Origin of the sequence: Viridibacillus sp. NPDC093762 (assembly GCF_050279675.1) — a bacterium.
Taxonomy (GTDB): domain Bacteria; phylum Bacillota; class Bacilli; order Bacillales_A; family Planococcaceae; genus Viridibacillus.
Genome location: NZ_JBNNUK010000014.1, coordinates 1 through 14639 on the forward strand (window position 1 = coordinate 1; position 14639 = coordinate 14639).

At 35.0% G+C, this 14639-nt stretch carries 11 protein-coding genes and 2 riboswitches; of the genes, 1 reads left to right on the top strand and 10 read right to left on the bottom strand.

Annotated elements, in window-relative coordinates; genetic code table 11:
* Positions 1 to 545 precede the first annotated feature (545 nt).
* Positions 546 to 1862 carry an NCS2 family permease gene (locus ACQKM9_RS15750; protein WP_427735306.1) on the bottom strand — a complete coding sequence of 439 codons (1317 nt, stop codon included), beginning with the start codon at positions 1860 to 1862 and terminating at the stop codon, positions 546 to 548.
* A gap of 126 nt (positions 1863 to 1988) precedes the next feature.
* A riboswitch (purine riboswitch) is annotated at positions 1989 to 2090 on the bottom strand.
* Between the two features lie 199 nt (positions 2091 to 2289).
* Between ACQKM9_RS15750 and ACQKM9_RS15755 the strand changes: the two genes are divergently transcribed.
* Positions 2290 to 2913 carry a pentapeptide repeat-containing protein gene (locus tag ACQKM9_RS15755; RefSeq protein WP_427735307.1) on the top strand — a complete coding sequence of 208 codons (624 nt, stop codon included), beginning with the start codon at positions 2290 to 2292 and terminating at the stop codon, positions 2911 to 2913.
* 53 nt (positions 2914 to 2966) lie between these two features.
* Here ACQKM9_RS15755 and ACQKM9_RS15760 read toward each other — a convergent pair whose 3' ends face one another.
* The 9 genes from ACQKM9_RS15760 to ACQKM9_RS15800 all read right to left on the bottom strand — a co-directional run bounded on the left by ACQKM9_RS15760 (position 2967) and on the right by ACQKM9_RS15800 (position 14251).
* The gene (locus tag ACQKM9_RS15760; protein WP_427735308.1) at positions 2967 to 3641 is read right to left on the bottom strand and encodes a YqeB family protein; all 675 of its coding nucleotides are present in this window, start codon (positions 3639 to 3641) and stop codon (positions 2967 to 2969) included.
* A 21-nt stretch (positions 3642 to 3662) separates the two neighbouring features.
* Positions 3663 to 4250, bottom strand: a complete 588-nt coding sequence (locus ACQKM9_RS15765) for a TetR/AcrR family transcriptional regulator (protein WP_427735309.1) — start codon at positions 4248 to 4250, stop codon at positions 3663 to 3665.
* A 522-nt stretch (positions 4251 to 4772) separates the two neighbouring features.
* Positions 4773 to 4922 carry a hypothetical protein gene (locus ACQKM9_RS15770; RefSeq protein WP_427735310.1) on the bottom strand — a complete coding sequence of 50 codons (150 nt, stop codon included), beginning with the start codon at positions 4920 to 4922 and terminating at the stop codon, positions 4773 to 4775.
* A 399-nt stretch (positions 4923 to 5321) separates the two neighbouring features.
* Complete coding sequence (guaA, locus tag ACQKM9_RS15775; RefSeq protein WP_427735311.1) at positions 5322 to 6878, bottom strand: glutamine-hydrolyzing GMP synthase; 1557 nt, start codon at positions 6876 to 6878, stop codon at positions 5322 to 5324.
* A gap of 139 nt (positions 6879 to 7017) precedes the next feature.
* Positions 7018 to 7119: riboswitch (purine riboswitch) on the bottom strand.
* Between the two features lie 33 nt (positions 7120 to 7152).
* Positions 7153 to 9381 carry a DUF4129 domain-containing transglutaminase family protein gene (locus ACQKM9_RS15780; RefSeq protein ID WP_427735312.1) on the bottom strand — a complete coding sequence of 743 codons (2229 nt, stop codon included), beginning with the start codon at positions 9379 to 9381 and terminating at the stop codon, positions 7153 to 7155.
* On the bottom strand, positions 9378 to 10547 hold the full coding sequence (locus ACQKM9_RS15785) for a DUF58 domain-containing protein (RefSeq protein WP_427735313.1): 1170 nt from the start codon (positions 10545 to 10547) through the stop codon (positions 9378 to 9380). The genes ACQKM9_RS15780 and ACQKM9_RS15785 overlap by 4 nt, the downstream gene beginning before the upstream one ends.
* A 44-nt stretch (positions 10548 to 10591) precedes the next feature.
* Positions 10592 to 11542 carry an AAA family ATPase gene (locus tag ACQKM9_RS15790; protein WP_427735314.1) on the bottom strand — a complete coding sequence of 317 codons (951 nt, stop codon included), beginning with the start codon at positions 11540 to 11542 and terminating at the stop codon, positions 10592 to 10594.
* Between the two features lie 398 nt (positions 11543 to 11940).
* Positions 11941 to 12768 carry an ammonia-dependent NAD(+) synthetase gene (gene nadE, locus ACQKM9_RS15795; RefSeq protein ID WP_427735315.1) on the bottom strand — a complete coding sequence of 276 codons (828 nt, stop codon included), beginning with the start codon at positions 12766 to 12768 and terminating at the stop codon, positions 11941 to 11943.
* A gap of 13 nt (positions 12769 to 12781) precedes the next feature.
* The gene (locus tag ACQKM9_RS15800) at positions 12782 to 14251 is read right to left on the bottom strand and encodes a nicotinate phosphoribosyltransferase (RefSeq protein ID WP_427735316.1); all 1470 of its coding nucleotides are present in this window, start codon (positions 14249 to 14251) and stop codon (positions 12782 to 12784) included.
* Positions 14252 to 14639 lie beyond the last annotated feature (388 nt).

Sequence of the window (14639 nt, forward strand, 5' to 3'; positions counted from 1 at the left end):
GCGTTCGTCCTGAGCCAGGATCAAACTCTCCATAAAAGTAGTTTGAAAGCTCATTAGCTTTGCTAGCGTATCATCCGAAGATGATATCTATTTTTTGTTTTGATCCACCAACAGAGTTGATGTTCAAAAACATTTATTGATTAACGTCTTGCATGTTCAGTTTTCAAGGTTCATTATGTTACCGCTACATTAGCGACTCACTTATTATATCAGGATAACTTTTCGTTGTCAACAACTATTTTAAAATTTCTTTTTAAGTTGTTTTCCTGAATCTATTACCATTGCTTAATCAGCAACTTTTATATCATAACAACTTACTACCTTGTTGTCAACATCTTTTCAAAAAGAGTTTTAACTAAGTGTTTAGGTTGTAATTTCATTGCCTCAGTGACAACGTTACTTACTATATCATCCTACGTGATATATTGCAATAGTTTTCTGTTAGAAAGTTTTATTAATTAATAAAAGACTCTTTAACTCTCTTTATATATAGAAGAAGCTCCCTACCATTTGGAGGGAGCTTCTTCTATATAATAGCGTTTTAATTATCGTACCCAGATGAAGTACGCAAGGAAGACAAAGAACAATACATACATCAAAGGATGAATTTCTTTCTTTCTACCTGCTAGTAACATCGTAATAGGGTAGAAGATGAATCCTACTGCAATACCCGTTGCGATGCTGTAACCTAATGGCATCATGATCATTGTTAAAAACGCTGGCACTGCAATTTCGAATTTATCCCACTCGATTAAACGTAATGATGAAACCATCAATACTCCAACTATCACCAACGCCGGTGCAGTTACTGCCGAAGTAATTACATCTAATAGCGGGAAGAAAAACATTGCTAGCAAGAATAATACTGCTGTGACAACTGCCGAGAAACCTGACCTTGCTCCAGCAGCTACACCTGATGAAGATTCAACGTAAGCAGTTGTTGTCGATGTACCAAATAAAGAACCGATTGTTGTTGCAATTGCATCCGCCATTAAAGCACGGCCTGCACGCGGTAACTTATCGTCTTTAACTAAACCTGCTTGATTTGCTACAGCCATTAATGTACCTGCTGTATCAAAGAAATCTACGAATAAAAATGTTAGTACAACGATTAAGAATTGAACATTGAGTAATTCTTTAAATCCATTTGAGAATCCTTCTTTAATAGGATCTAAAGCTACCCCGAATGTAGAAGATACATCAGGAATACTTGATACAATAGCAGTTGGTACAGCGATTAAGTTAAAAATCATACCAACAATTGCTGTAATAATAATTCCTAGGAAAATTGATCCTTTAATATTTCTAGCCATTAAGATGACTGTAATAACGATACCGAAAACTGCTAATAATGTTGTACCTTTAAACTCTCCTAAAGTAACAAGTGTAGCTTCATTAGCAACAATGATTCCTGCGCCTTTTAAACCAACAAATGTTACAAATAATCCGATACCTGCTGATACTGCATATTTTAATTGTGTCGGAATAGCATTAATAACTGTTTCACGAACACCAGTTAAAGATAAGATAATGAAAATAATACCTGAGAAGAATACACCAGTTAAGCCTGTTTGCCATGGAATACCATATGTTAATACTACTGTGTAAGCGAAGAATGCGTTAAGCCCCATGCCCGGTGCTAATGCAATCGGAAACTTCGCAAAAATCCCCATCACCAATGAACCAGCTGCTGCTGCTAATGCTGTAGCTACGAACACAGCACCTTTATCCATACCAGCGTCCCCTAAAATCCCTGGGTTCACCGCCAAAATATACGCCATTGCTAAGAATGTTGTGATACCACCTATGATCTCGCGGCGGTAATTTGTTCCAAGTTCTTCAAATTGGAAATACTTTTTCATGATAATCCTCCGTATGTCGTCTCATACATTTTTGAGAATAAAAAAGACATGCAACTAGTTAAAAATAGTCGAATGTCTACGATTCCTTGCTAAGTATTCATACTCACAAGTTAATAAAAGTATCGGCAAAGCCAATTCTTTAATCGTAGTCAAGTTTTTTAAGGTAACTTGGTAGATACTCTCGGGCCATATTCCCGTGATTATACGACGACGTTATTTATTTATAGTAGTTAATATATCACTCTCGCTCATTACTTTCAATACTTTTTCCGAACATTTTTATATTTTTCTTTATTATAGTTCGTGTATAAGACGTTTTATTCCTCATCACTTGATTATTACAATACATATTTCAGCAGTTTATTATGTGTTTATCTAGAGTATTATTGATAAAATGATACAAAGTGGATTGGAGAGGATTTATAACATGCCTAAAATAATAGAACCTTCGCAACATTATTTATCAACTATCGAAAATGAAGAGATAATGCTAGAGGAAATTGAAGCAAATTCATTACTTAAAGGCTGTCAAATTGATTGTCGGTTTGGTACTCGCCAATTAAACGAAGTTAAATTCGAGAACTGCGTGTTCCTTACAGATGATTTTACTAAAATGGAATTTTTAGATGTCATTTTCGCAAAATGCGATTTATCAAATTGTAATTTCGCCGAATCCGTTTTTTATAGAGTCAAATTTGATACTTGCAAACTAATCGGTTCTAGCTTCTTCCGTACACAGCTCAAAAATGTTGAATTACTCGATTGCCTTTTAAATTATGGCACATTTTCCGAATCGAAAATGAATGCAGTTGCTTTTAAAGATGGCCAATTAAACGAAAGTACTTTACAAGATGTAAATTTAACTCAAGTAACGTTCCAAGGAATGGAACTAAACGCAGCTGACTTTTCTGATACAAATTTAAAAGGAATCGATTTATCTTCTTGTTTTTTCGAACAAATCAATTTAGATCCAACATTAGTAAAGGGTTTATCTATTCGCCATGATCAAGCTACTGCTATCGTTGCTATTCTCGGCATTAATATTCAATAAGAATTGTAAAATAGCCGTACCTCCTTCGATTAGGAGGTACGGCTATTTTTTTCTTACACGACTCTATAATATTGCTTCGATTCAATCTCTTTTACCGAAACATGGAGCTTCCACAATTCAAATACAATTTGCAAAGCCTCTTCACTATCATCATTTTTAAGCGCCACATCTCTTGCCTTTAACAACGCATTTGCTTCAAGCGGTAAATCAGTTAATCCAGGTACCCATTTCTTAAATTGTTCCTTATATGGATTTCCATCCTTAAAAAGATAACCCCGTTCACCGAGTTCTTCTTTTAATATTTTAGTGCTAAGTTCTTTTTTATATCTGAAAAGTTCATGACCATCATGCCCAATTACAACTAAATCTTTGTGATCTACATATATATAACTAATATTATCTTTGTCATAACTCATATCAATTTTCCCAATTTTAAAAGCTAATGTATCTTCGCTAATATAAATATTCAATATTTCATCATAAATGAATAGAGTCAAAATAATGCCCGCGACTAATCCAAATGCCATCGTAGCAAAAATAACCCACCCCGCATTGAGACCAGCGACCAACTTAAACGGTCCTTGAAATGGAATCCACTCTAACTTACTTGCCCATTCTGATATTGGAGGCAAAAAATAACCTATTACTAAACCAATGAGCGGCAAAATCAACCAAAGAAATAATTTATCACCTTTAGAAAAATTCAAATGCACGGTTGAACGATTCATCCCTTCACCTTCACACTCCTCTTACTTCATTACATCTGTAATTGTTTGACTCCAAATTGCCGATTCCACTATTTGCATATCTAGCATTTTATAATTCAAAAGGTTATCTAGCATTAAAGCTAAGACTCCAGCCTTTGCTTGAAGGTTATTTTCCTCCATTAAGCCAAACTCTGTAGCTTTCTGTAATACATGAACAAAGCCATCAATAAACATTTTCTGTACTTCTTTTATCTTTTGAATATAAGTCTCGTCTACTGCTTTAATACGATTTGCATACAAAGTATATTCACTTAATAAGTTCAACAATACTTTCTGCTCTTGAATCTCATTTAAATACTTCATACCACCTGTATATAGCTGCTCCATCAAATTATCTTTTGTCATATCTTCCACTTTAAAATAATTCTCAAATGCATAGTCTTGAAAAATATAAACAAAAACCTTTTTAATCAGTTCATCCTTCGATTCAACATAATAATAAAGAGACGGCTTTGTCATTCCCAACTCTTTAGCAATCATTGCAAAACTTGTTTTATGTATTCCATCTTTCGCAAATAGATAAATAGCCGTATCTATTACCCTTTGATAAGTTTCTTGACCTTTATTCATACCGCACCCCTTTTTACCTTCCGTAAGGTAGATTAAACATTAAAATGCGTTAATTGTCAATTTAATATTAGGTTGATTCGTGTAGCGAATGCTGACAACGCTAGATATACCGTTTGATGAAAATATGTTTTACCACTTCAACATCAGCTATAGCAAACTCCTTAATTCATGTAGATGTACCATCTATTAAACCTGTATATGGATTGGTAAATCAACGTACTCTGGCTTTCATCCGTTAATCTATTTATGTTTTATTTCAATAATCCATATAATCTTAATAATGGTTTTACTGGATTCAGATGTATCTTTATACTAAATTATTCCTTTTCATTATGTCAATAAGTATCTAGAATTCTTTAATATACGCAATAAAAATACAGATACATAAAATATTTACATACGTATACTACGCGGTACGATTTTTACGCTATTTATCAAAAAGGGATATTTCGTTTAATTCATGTAATTCTTTAATAAAGAAAAACATAGGGAGATTTTAGCCTTCCTATGTTTTCATTCATATTATTTATCTGTTTGTTTTTGCTTTTTTTTCAAATACTCCGCACGTATTTTTTCAAGTTGCTGCTTTTTATCAAATTTTCCAGGCTTGTGTTTTTCATGATACTTTGCCACAGCCACCTGACCTTTGGTATCCAATTGATATTTCCCCACTTTGTTCACCTACTTTTCTTGACTTTAAAGAGAATCTATTCAACAAATATAATATACCTTATTTTACTGAAGTAAACCTTTTTACTTTAATAGTGTACTGCCTAACCTTGCATATATCAGTAAAAACTTAGTAAAATAATTCATAACCAAATGGTATTCATTATACTTATCTTTACGACCTTAAATTTGCTGATTCATTTTAAAGTCATAAATCAAGTCGCTAATTTTAACTAAAACAAAAAACCTCTTCCAGTTATTTGTTATAAATAACTAAAAGAGAGTTTAATTTTTGAAATATAAATAGTTGTACGTTAATCATTGATTTAGTTCTTAACAAAATACGTTAGACATTGATATGACTGCGTTTATAACCTGTTTAGTTTATATTACTGAACAGTCCTATTCCCACTCAATAGTTGCTGGCGGCTTAGATGTAATGTCATACAGTACGCGGTTGATATGATCAACTTCGTTTACTAAACGTACTGAGATTTTTTCTAAAACTTCCCATGGGATACGTGCCCAGTCAGAAGTCATACCGTCGATTGACGTTACAGCACGGATACCGATTGCATAATCGTAAGTACGTTGGTCACCCATTACACCTACGCTTTTCAGATCAGGAAGTACTGTGAAGTATTGCCAAATGTCGCGATCCAAACCATGTTTAGCGATTTCTTCGCGTAAGATGGCATCTGATTCACGTACAATGTTTAATTTTTCTTCTGTTACTTCACCAAGTACGCGGATTGAAAGACCAGGACCTGGGAATGGTTGACGCCATACGATTTCATCAGCTAGTCCAAGTTCAGAACCTAGTGCACGTACTTCGTCTTTGAATAATGTTTTTAATGGTTCGATAAGTTCGAACTGCATATCCTCAGGTAATCCACCTACGTTATGGTGAGATTTAATTGTTTGTGCAGTTGCTGTACCAGACTCAATAATATCAGTGTAAAGAGTTCCTTGTGCAAGGAAATCCATACCTTCAAGTTTTGAAGCTTCTTCATCGAATACGTAGATAAATTCGTTACCGATAATTTTACGTTTTTTCTCAGGATCTGAAACGCCAGCTAATTTGCTCATGAAGCGTTCACGAGCATCAATTTTGATAACGTTCATGTTGAAACCTTCTGTGAAAGTTTTCATTACTTGTTCAACTTCACCTTTACGGTTTAAGTTGTGGTCAACGAACATACAAGTCAATTGGTCACCAATTGCTTTGTGGATAAGAACAGCAACAACTGATGAATCTACGCCACCAGAAAGTGCACAAAGAACTTTTTTATCGCCAACTTGCTCACGGATTTTTTGAATTTCAATTTCCACGAAACTTTCCATTGACCAATCGCCTTTAGCGTTACATACATCGAATACGAATTGACGTAATAAGTCATTTCCGTATACTGAGTGACGTACTTCTGGGTGGAATTGAACTGCGTAGAATTTACGCTCAGCGTTAGCCATTGCCGCAATTGGACATGAAGCACTTGTCGCAATTGTTTCAAAGCCTTCAGGAGTTACAGTTACTAAATCGCCATGGCTCATCCAAACAACTTGCTCTTTTGGTAATTCGCCGAATAAAGCATTGTCATTCAATACTTGAATTTCCGCTTTACCATACTCACGGTGTGCAGCTTTTTCAACTTTCCCACCTAAAGCATGTGTCATTAATTGCATTCCGTAGCAAATCCCTAAAATAGGAAGACCTAAATTAAAAATTTCTTCATCGATAATGAATGCATTTTCATCATAGACAGAGTTAGGGCCACCAGAGAAAATAATCCCTGTAGCATTCATTGCTTTTAATTCTTCTGCAGTAATAGTATGTGCATGCAATTCACTGTAAACTCCGAATTCACGAATACGGCGAGTAATAAGCTGATTATATTGGCTACCAAAGTCAAGAACGATAATCTTTTCTTGATCTTGTAAAATTGAACTAGCTGACAACATTTCCACCTCTTCTAATATTAATATAACTGTTTACCTACTCATTTTAACATTTCTATACGAAAAGAACGCGTCTGAAATTACATCCTACGCGTCCTTATGCTCTATATCAAAAAAGGTGAATGCTAGTACATGGATTATCCACACTGTCATTCACCTTCATAGTCAAGTCATTTACGGTAACCTGGTAGAGACATCCGAACCTTATTTTCGAACATATATGAGGGTAATCAATATATTTAATTTTTCTCAATTTTACATGTTGTAACGCTTAAAATCAACCGCTTGTACGATTGATTAAATATTCCCAACTTTCTTTAATATCTAACCAATCTAATTGAGTGTAATTATTACTATAAATTTGCTGCTCATATAAAGCGGTTATTTTACTCATATGTGTAGTACTTAAGCGTTCATCTACATACTTCGCAAAGTCTTGTAGGGTCTGCCCATTCCCCTTTTTCAAACCAACATGCTCTAATTGTTTCAACAATTGGTGGTAAGCATGGTCTATGGAAATATTCTCAGGTTTTTTCATACGATAAAAAGCAATTATTGCTTTTGGTATCCACTTTCTACGCAATAATACTAGAATTAAAGCTAGTACTGTCAAAGCTCCTATAATTATTGCTATCACTATTGCAGATTCCTTACTTATAACAGGTTCTTTTGTTTTTTCTTTTTGAGCTTGTTTGTTATCTTTTTCTTGCTTTTGCTTCTCTTCTTTTGGTTTTTCTTCTTTTTTCTTTTCAGCTTTTTGTTTTTTTTGCTTTGCTTCCTTGTCTTCTTTTTTGGGATTGATCGGTGTAGGTTGTTGTTGATTTTTTACATCATCTAACACATTATCAAAACCTTCAAAGCCTATAGTAGGTTCAAAAGACATCCAACCTATTCCAGGTAAATATGCTTCTACCCATGAATGAGCATTATTATTTGTGATGACAAATGCCTTCTGTTCACCTGCAACATTCTGTATTTCTTCACCTTCAGAAAAACCTTTTACCCAGCGTGCTGGAATACCAATAGAGCGCAACATGACAACCATTGAACTTGAGAAGTTATCACAATAGCCCATTTTTGTATCAAACAAAAATTGATCAACATAATCGTCATTTTTCCCTGGAATCGCCACTTTGTCACGACTATAGACATAATTGTTATATTTAAAATAATCTACAATTGCATTAGCCTTACCGTATAAACTCTTTTCATCTTTCGTAATTTCTTTTGAAAGTTTCCTCACTCGTTTCGGCAAAGTTTTAGGTAATTGTAAATAAGTATCATAATCCTTCGATAACTTTTCCAAATCGTTTGCATTTGTTTTCTTGAGTGCCTTCAAACTATATTTTGGTGAACTATAGGATACCGTATACGCCTCTAATGCAATTTCATTTTCATCCTTTAAAGAGCGAATCTTTTCACCATCTATTTCTCGATAGAAAGACACATCTGGTTCTACATTACCAACCGTCATCAAACCATAGGGCTGCATAATGAATTTAAAATCTTTCATCATTTCAATTTTTGCAGTAGTTTGATCCTTTTTACTTCCTGGTTTAATAGTTAAGGGGATATTCTCATTTTGATTAAAGACCTCGACATAAACATCACCCTTTTTACGTTCCCATCCTTTAGAAGTATAAATATCCTTTGTTTCAATTCTCCAATATTGTTTACTATCAGCCTTTGCAACAAAGACGATGCGAGCATCCATTTCAAATGGGCCACCTAGCTTTTTATCATCCTCTACATAACCAATTTTCCCAATAGCAGAACTACTTTTACCTTGTTGATCCATTAAAGTAGAAAGTGATTTCGGCAAAGTTACCATTGGGCCTTTTTTCGGCATGGCATAGGCAAATACAGTACTCGCAATAAGCATAACTGCTAACGGAATTAGAACACCTATATACTTAATACCTTTTCTTTCTACTGCATTTGTCTCAAATAAATGATTAGCATATAAAGCACCAAGTAAAAGTAATCCTAAAAACATCACTCTTATAATGGCAAACTTTGCATTATATTCACTAAAGGTATCTAACAATACTAAAAATATAATCGTTACGAATAAGAAATGAATAATAGTATGCTTCACCGTTACCCAATAGTGAATTAAATAAATTGTCATCCAAAGTAAGATAAAGAATAAGATACTTCGAAATGAATTCTCCACACCGTTCCAATCTCTTTGCATCAATGCTAACCAACTATTTTGAAGATCACTGCTTAATGTTAGTACACTCTCAATTGAAAATACTTTCGTTCCTGTATAAACGTACATTAAAAACCAGAGTATAAAGGCAAATTTTATAACTGCCGATATCCAACCATTTAAATGGACTATATTTGCCAGTAAACAGATAGCTACGAATAATAAGAATAAGTTTAAATGACCTGTATTAGTCAAAACAACGATAGGTAGCAGCCATTCTCTTAACATGAAAAAAATCACTATATAGAGTGCCACTAATCCAATCTTTCTCTTAATAGGGTGATCTGTCATTTCAACACCCCCGAAAAAGCTTCTGTAAATTGTTCCTTAGCAAGCGTAATAACTCTTATTCCACGTGTACAAGCCAATTTCTCCATAGCCTGCTCTTGGGTAGACATGACTTGCCCCTTACTTCGAATAACAAAACAAAGACAGGCACGAGATGATCTTGATGCCTTAGTTAAAATATCAAGCCACTCTGTTGTAAGCTCACTTGTCACAAAAAGAATTTGAGCCGCATTCGCTAATGTACGATCTTGTCCATACAAACGATTGACTGAATCTCCTAAATCATCTTGTACACTCGCCAAATGGAACATCACCTCTTGCAATTGGCTTTCTGTTTGCATTGCTTCAAAAAACACACGATTTCTACCTGCCGACAAAAACGCCATCGTTATTTGCTGACGAACACTTGCATTCAAGATAGAGGCAACAAATTCAACTTGCTCTTCAAATAATGCTGATGGCGAACAATCTAGCACTAGGCATAAATCTTGTGATTGTTGATCTTCAAATTCTTTCGTCCGAAGCTCTCCCGTTTTCGCAAATGTCTTCCAGTGAACCCAAGACATCCGGTCTCCAGGTTGATACTCGCGCAACCCTGACACAATCGTCGTATCCCGTACAATTGCAGAAGATACCGGTCCATTTCCTGTTTGCACGCTCAAATCAAGTGGTCTGAAAATCATTTTCGTCACATTTGGATACACAACAACCGTACGTTTCGCAGGGATGATTCGCGTTTTTTTAATCCATCCAAAGAAATCACTTACTGTTATTTCAACACCTTGTAAATTGTGCTCCCCGCGTGGTATTTCTTCAATCTCATATGTCCACTTAACTTCCTTTTTAAATCCAACTAACAATAACCTTTGCATTGGTTGCGTCGTTGCATTTACCAATACTTCACTTGGCATCGCTTCACGAATAACTGCATATACAATAGGCCATCTATTATTGCGCTTTAGAGTCATTGTCATCTTCAATGAATCACCATTTCTCATATGTTCCTGTTCAATACTGCGCTCTATTTTTATTTTTTTTAAAGGTGTAAAAAACAACAGCAATGAGTACGTTGAGAAGGGAAGTAACATAAAAAAGACAAACCAGATTACAAAACCGCCTTCTATGATGCCAAATGCTAATGTACTAAGCAGTAGCAAAACGACTAGCATCAGGCGTAGGATTCTCCCTGAAACATATCGTAATCTACTTATTGTCATTGATTTGCAGACCTTTTAATGGGCACAACTGTATTAATTAAAATGCGTCCAATAATTTCTTCAGGTGAAACGCCATCATAACGAGCTTCAGGTCTTAGCATTATACGGTGTGAGAATACAAATGGTGCTAAAAACTGTACATCATCAGGTGTGACAAAACTACGCCCACGAAGTAATGCATATGCTTGCGAAGCTTTCATCAATGCAATCGAGCCTCGTGGACTAACACCCAAATATACATATTGGTTTTCTCTCGTTGCACGAGATAAATCAACTATATAACCTTTCACAACTTCATCAACAAAAACATCTTTCACCTGTTGTTGCAAAGTAATTAACTCTTCTAATGTAATGACAGATGTTAAAAAATCGATTGGCTTACCTTGTTCAGCACGACGCAATACTTCAATTTCATCATCATAAGATGGATAACCCATTTTCATCTTTAACAGAAATCGATCGAGTTGTGCTTCTGGCAACGGATAAGTACCTTCATGTTCTATCGGATTTTGTGTTGCCATTACAAAAAAAGGTTTTGGGATACTGTAAGTTTCACCATCGATTGTCACAGCAGCCTCTTCCATACCTTCAAGTAAAGCAGCCTGGGTTTTCGGAGAAGTACGATTAATTTCATCAGCCAATACGATATTACCCATGATTGGCCCCGGTCGAAAATGGAATTCCATATCTTTTGGATTATAAATGGATACACCTAGAACATCAGAAGGCAATAAATCCGGTGTAAATTGAATGCGTTTAAATTGTGCTCCTACTGATTTTGCTAAAGCACGTACCATCATCGTTTTACCAACACCAGGTACATCCTCTAATAATACATGCCCTTGAGCAAGTAACGATACTACACTCAATTCAGCTATATGCTTTTTACCTATCATGACCTTTTCAATATTACGTACGACCTCTTGAAGCTTTTCTTGTGTTTCCATCAATTGAACCTCCACTTTACAAAGTCTATCATTTTACTCCATTAGACAAAAAATAAGTCTTATGAACCGTATTTTTCAATATAACCGGACTTATTATACCATGACCATTAGATTTCGTTTGATTACAAACCTCTAACAAAACAAAGCGTAGAATAATTATTAGCTCAATTAATCTTTTTAGTTCCTTACTATTATTGCGCCTTACTGCTCTTTACTAACCCCTTTTTTCTTTATAATTTTAAAATATACTTTAGAGCAGAATTTTAATTAATAATAGGTAACATTTTTATTAATTAATTTTTTGTTCCTAATATATTTCACCAATGTACGTCCTTCGGTTGGGGTAATAAAAAAAGCCGAATTCCCACTTTAGGATTCGGCTCATCTATGTTATTTAATTACTTCCAAAAATCATCATACACAGTTATTGGTAGGTGACGTTTATGTTGCGAACGTAAGTAATACCCTTCTAAGACTTTACGAGCCTCATCAGGAATTTCTTTACCTTCCAAATAATCATCAATTTGATCATATGTCACACCTAGCGCAACCTCATCGGGTAACGAAGGTCTTTCCTCTTCTAAATCTGCTGTTGGTGTTTTCCCGTACAAATGCTTCGGACATCCAAGCTCCACAAGTAATGCTCTACCTTGGCGCTTGTTTAAACGGAATATTGGCACAACATCTGACCCACCATCACCGAACTTAGTGTAGAATCCCGTTATGGCTTCTGCCGCATGGTCTGTCCCAATGACAATCCCGGCATTTGTTGCTGCAATTGCAAATTGAACTTTCATACGTTCGCGTGCTTTTTCATTCCCTTTTACAAAATCAGAAAGCACAACTCCCGCATCAGCCAAAGCTTGTACACCAGCATCTACAGCTGCTTTAATATTCACAGTATAGACTTTTGTAGGTTGGATAAAATCAATTGCGTCTTGGCAATCCTGTTCATCAGATTGTACTCCGTATGGAAGACGCACTGCCCAAAAAGAGTATTGATCTTTACCTACTTGTGCATTTAGTTCGTCTACTGCCATTTGCGCTAATTTACCACTCAAAGTGGAATCCTGACCACCAGAAATACCTAAAACGAAACCCTTTACGAAAGAATGCTTAAGTACGTATGCTTTTAGGAAATCTACTGAACGACGAATTTCTTCTTGTACGTCAATTATTGGTAAAACTCGTAATTCTTCAATAATTTGTTGTTGTAAATTTGACATACTACTCACCTCCTTAACCAAGCTCGATTTGTTCAACCATATCTTTCACTTCTTGAATGTTACGCATTTTATTATCCCAGCATTTTTGGCTTAAATCGACTGGATATTCCTCTGGATTTAAAGAGCGCTTATATTCATCCCATAATAAGTCTAAATTTTCGGTCGCGTACTCTCTCATTGCTTGTACAGAAGGACTTTCGTAGATTACTTGTCCATTTTCTACTACTTTCGTGTGTAAATTTTTAGCTTCAAAGTTAGTGACGAATTTGGAGATGAATGTATGAACTGGATGGAACATTTTAATACGTTCCTCCAATTGTGGATCCTCATCAAACATCGTAATGTAGTCACCTTCAGCTTTACCGTTTTCACGATCAATGATGCGATATAATTTTTTCTTCCCAGGCGTAGACACTTTTTCAGCGTTAGCAGAAATTTTAATGGTATCTTCCATTTGCCCATTTTCTTTTTCAATAGCTACTATTTTGTACACTGCACCTAAAGCGGGTTGATCGTAACCAGTAATTAATTTTGTACCAATGCCCCACATATCAACCATTGCATTTTGAGCTTTTAAATTCAAAATAGTATATTCATCTAAATCATTTGATACAACGATTTTGGCATTTGGGAATCCAGCGTCATCTAACATTTTACGTGCCGCTTTTGATAAAAATGAAATGTCCCCACTGTCTAAGCGGATACCCATAAAGTTAATTTTATCGCCCAGTTCTTTTGCTACTTTGATTGCAGTTGGAACACCTGATTTTAGAGTATTATACGTATCAACTAAAAACACACAGTCTTTATGACGTCTTGCATAAGCATGAAAAGCCTCGTAGTCGTTTTTATAAGCTTGTACAAGTGAGTGAGCATGAGTGCCCGCAACTGGCAAATTAAATAATTTACCTGCACGCACATTACTTGTTGATTCCAATCCACCTATAATTGCTGCACGTGTACCCCAAATGGCTGCATCCATCTCTTGAGCACGACGTGTTCCAAATTCCATTACCACATCGTCTTTTACAATTTGCTTAATACGACTTGCTTTTGTAGCAATCAATGTTTGATAATTAACAATGTTCAGTAGAGCAGTTTCAACTAATTGTGCTTCTACTAAAGGCGCTTCAATACGGACAATCGGTTCATTACCGAAGACTAGTTCACCTTCAACCATTGAATACACATCTCCGGTAAAGCGTAAATCTCTTAAATACTCGATAAAATCTTCGCTATATCCTAAATCATTTTGTAAATACTCTAAATCGCTTTCACTAAAACGGAAATCACGTAAATATTCCAGCATTCTTTCTAGACCAGCAAAAATTGCAAAACCGTTGCCAAATGGTAATTTTCTGAAATACAGCTCAAACACTGATTTTCTATTATGTATACCATCCGCCCAATAAGATTCTGCCATGTTTATCTGATATAAGTCTGTATGTAGCGCTAAGCTATCATCTGGATATTTCGACTTCATACTTAGTCCCTTCTTCCACCATCGTAATTAGTCATAGTATACACTATATAACGTTAAACATGTTTTGAAAATCGCTATTCTACCTCGTGAATCTTATATTTCTTCATTAATTTCACTGGAGATTTCTAAATCTTCTCAGTTATCCATTAACTATAAATTTGAACAATAGTTTTAAAGATGATAACATTGTTTTTGAATCGAACAATTTCGTATACTTCCAGTAAAGTGTATTGAAAATATTTAGGTATTCATCGTGATATTGCTATATTAAGGAATATGTCACGTTATTTTTTGATGATGCGCATTATTACGACTTAAATCATCTGAAAATGTAAAGGCTATTAGAGACCTATTTATATAAACCATCGGGTATTTTTTGAATTTGTCT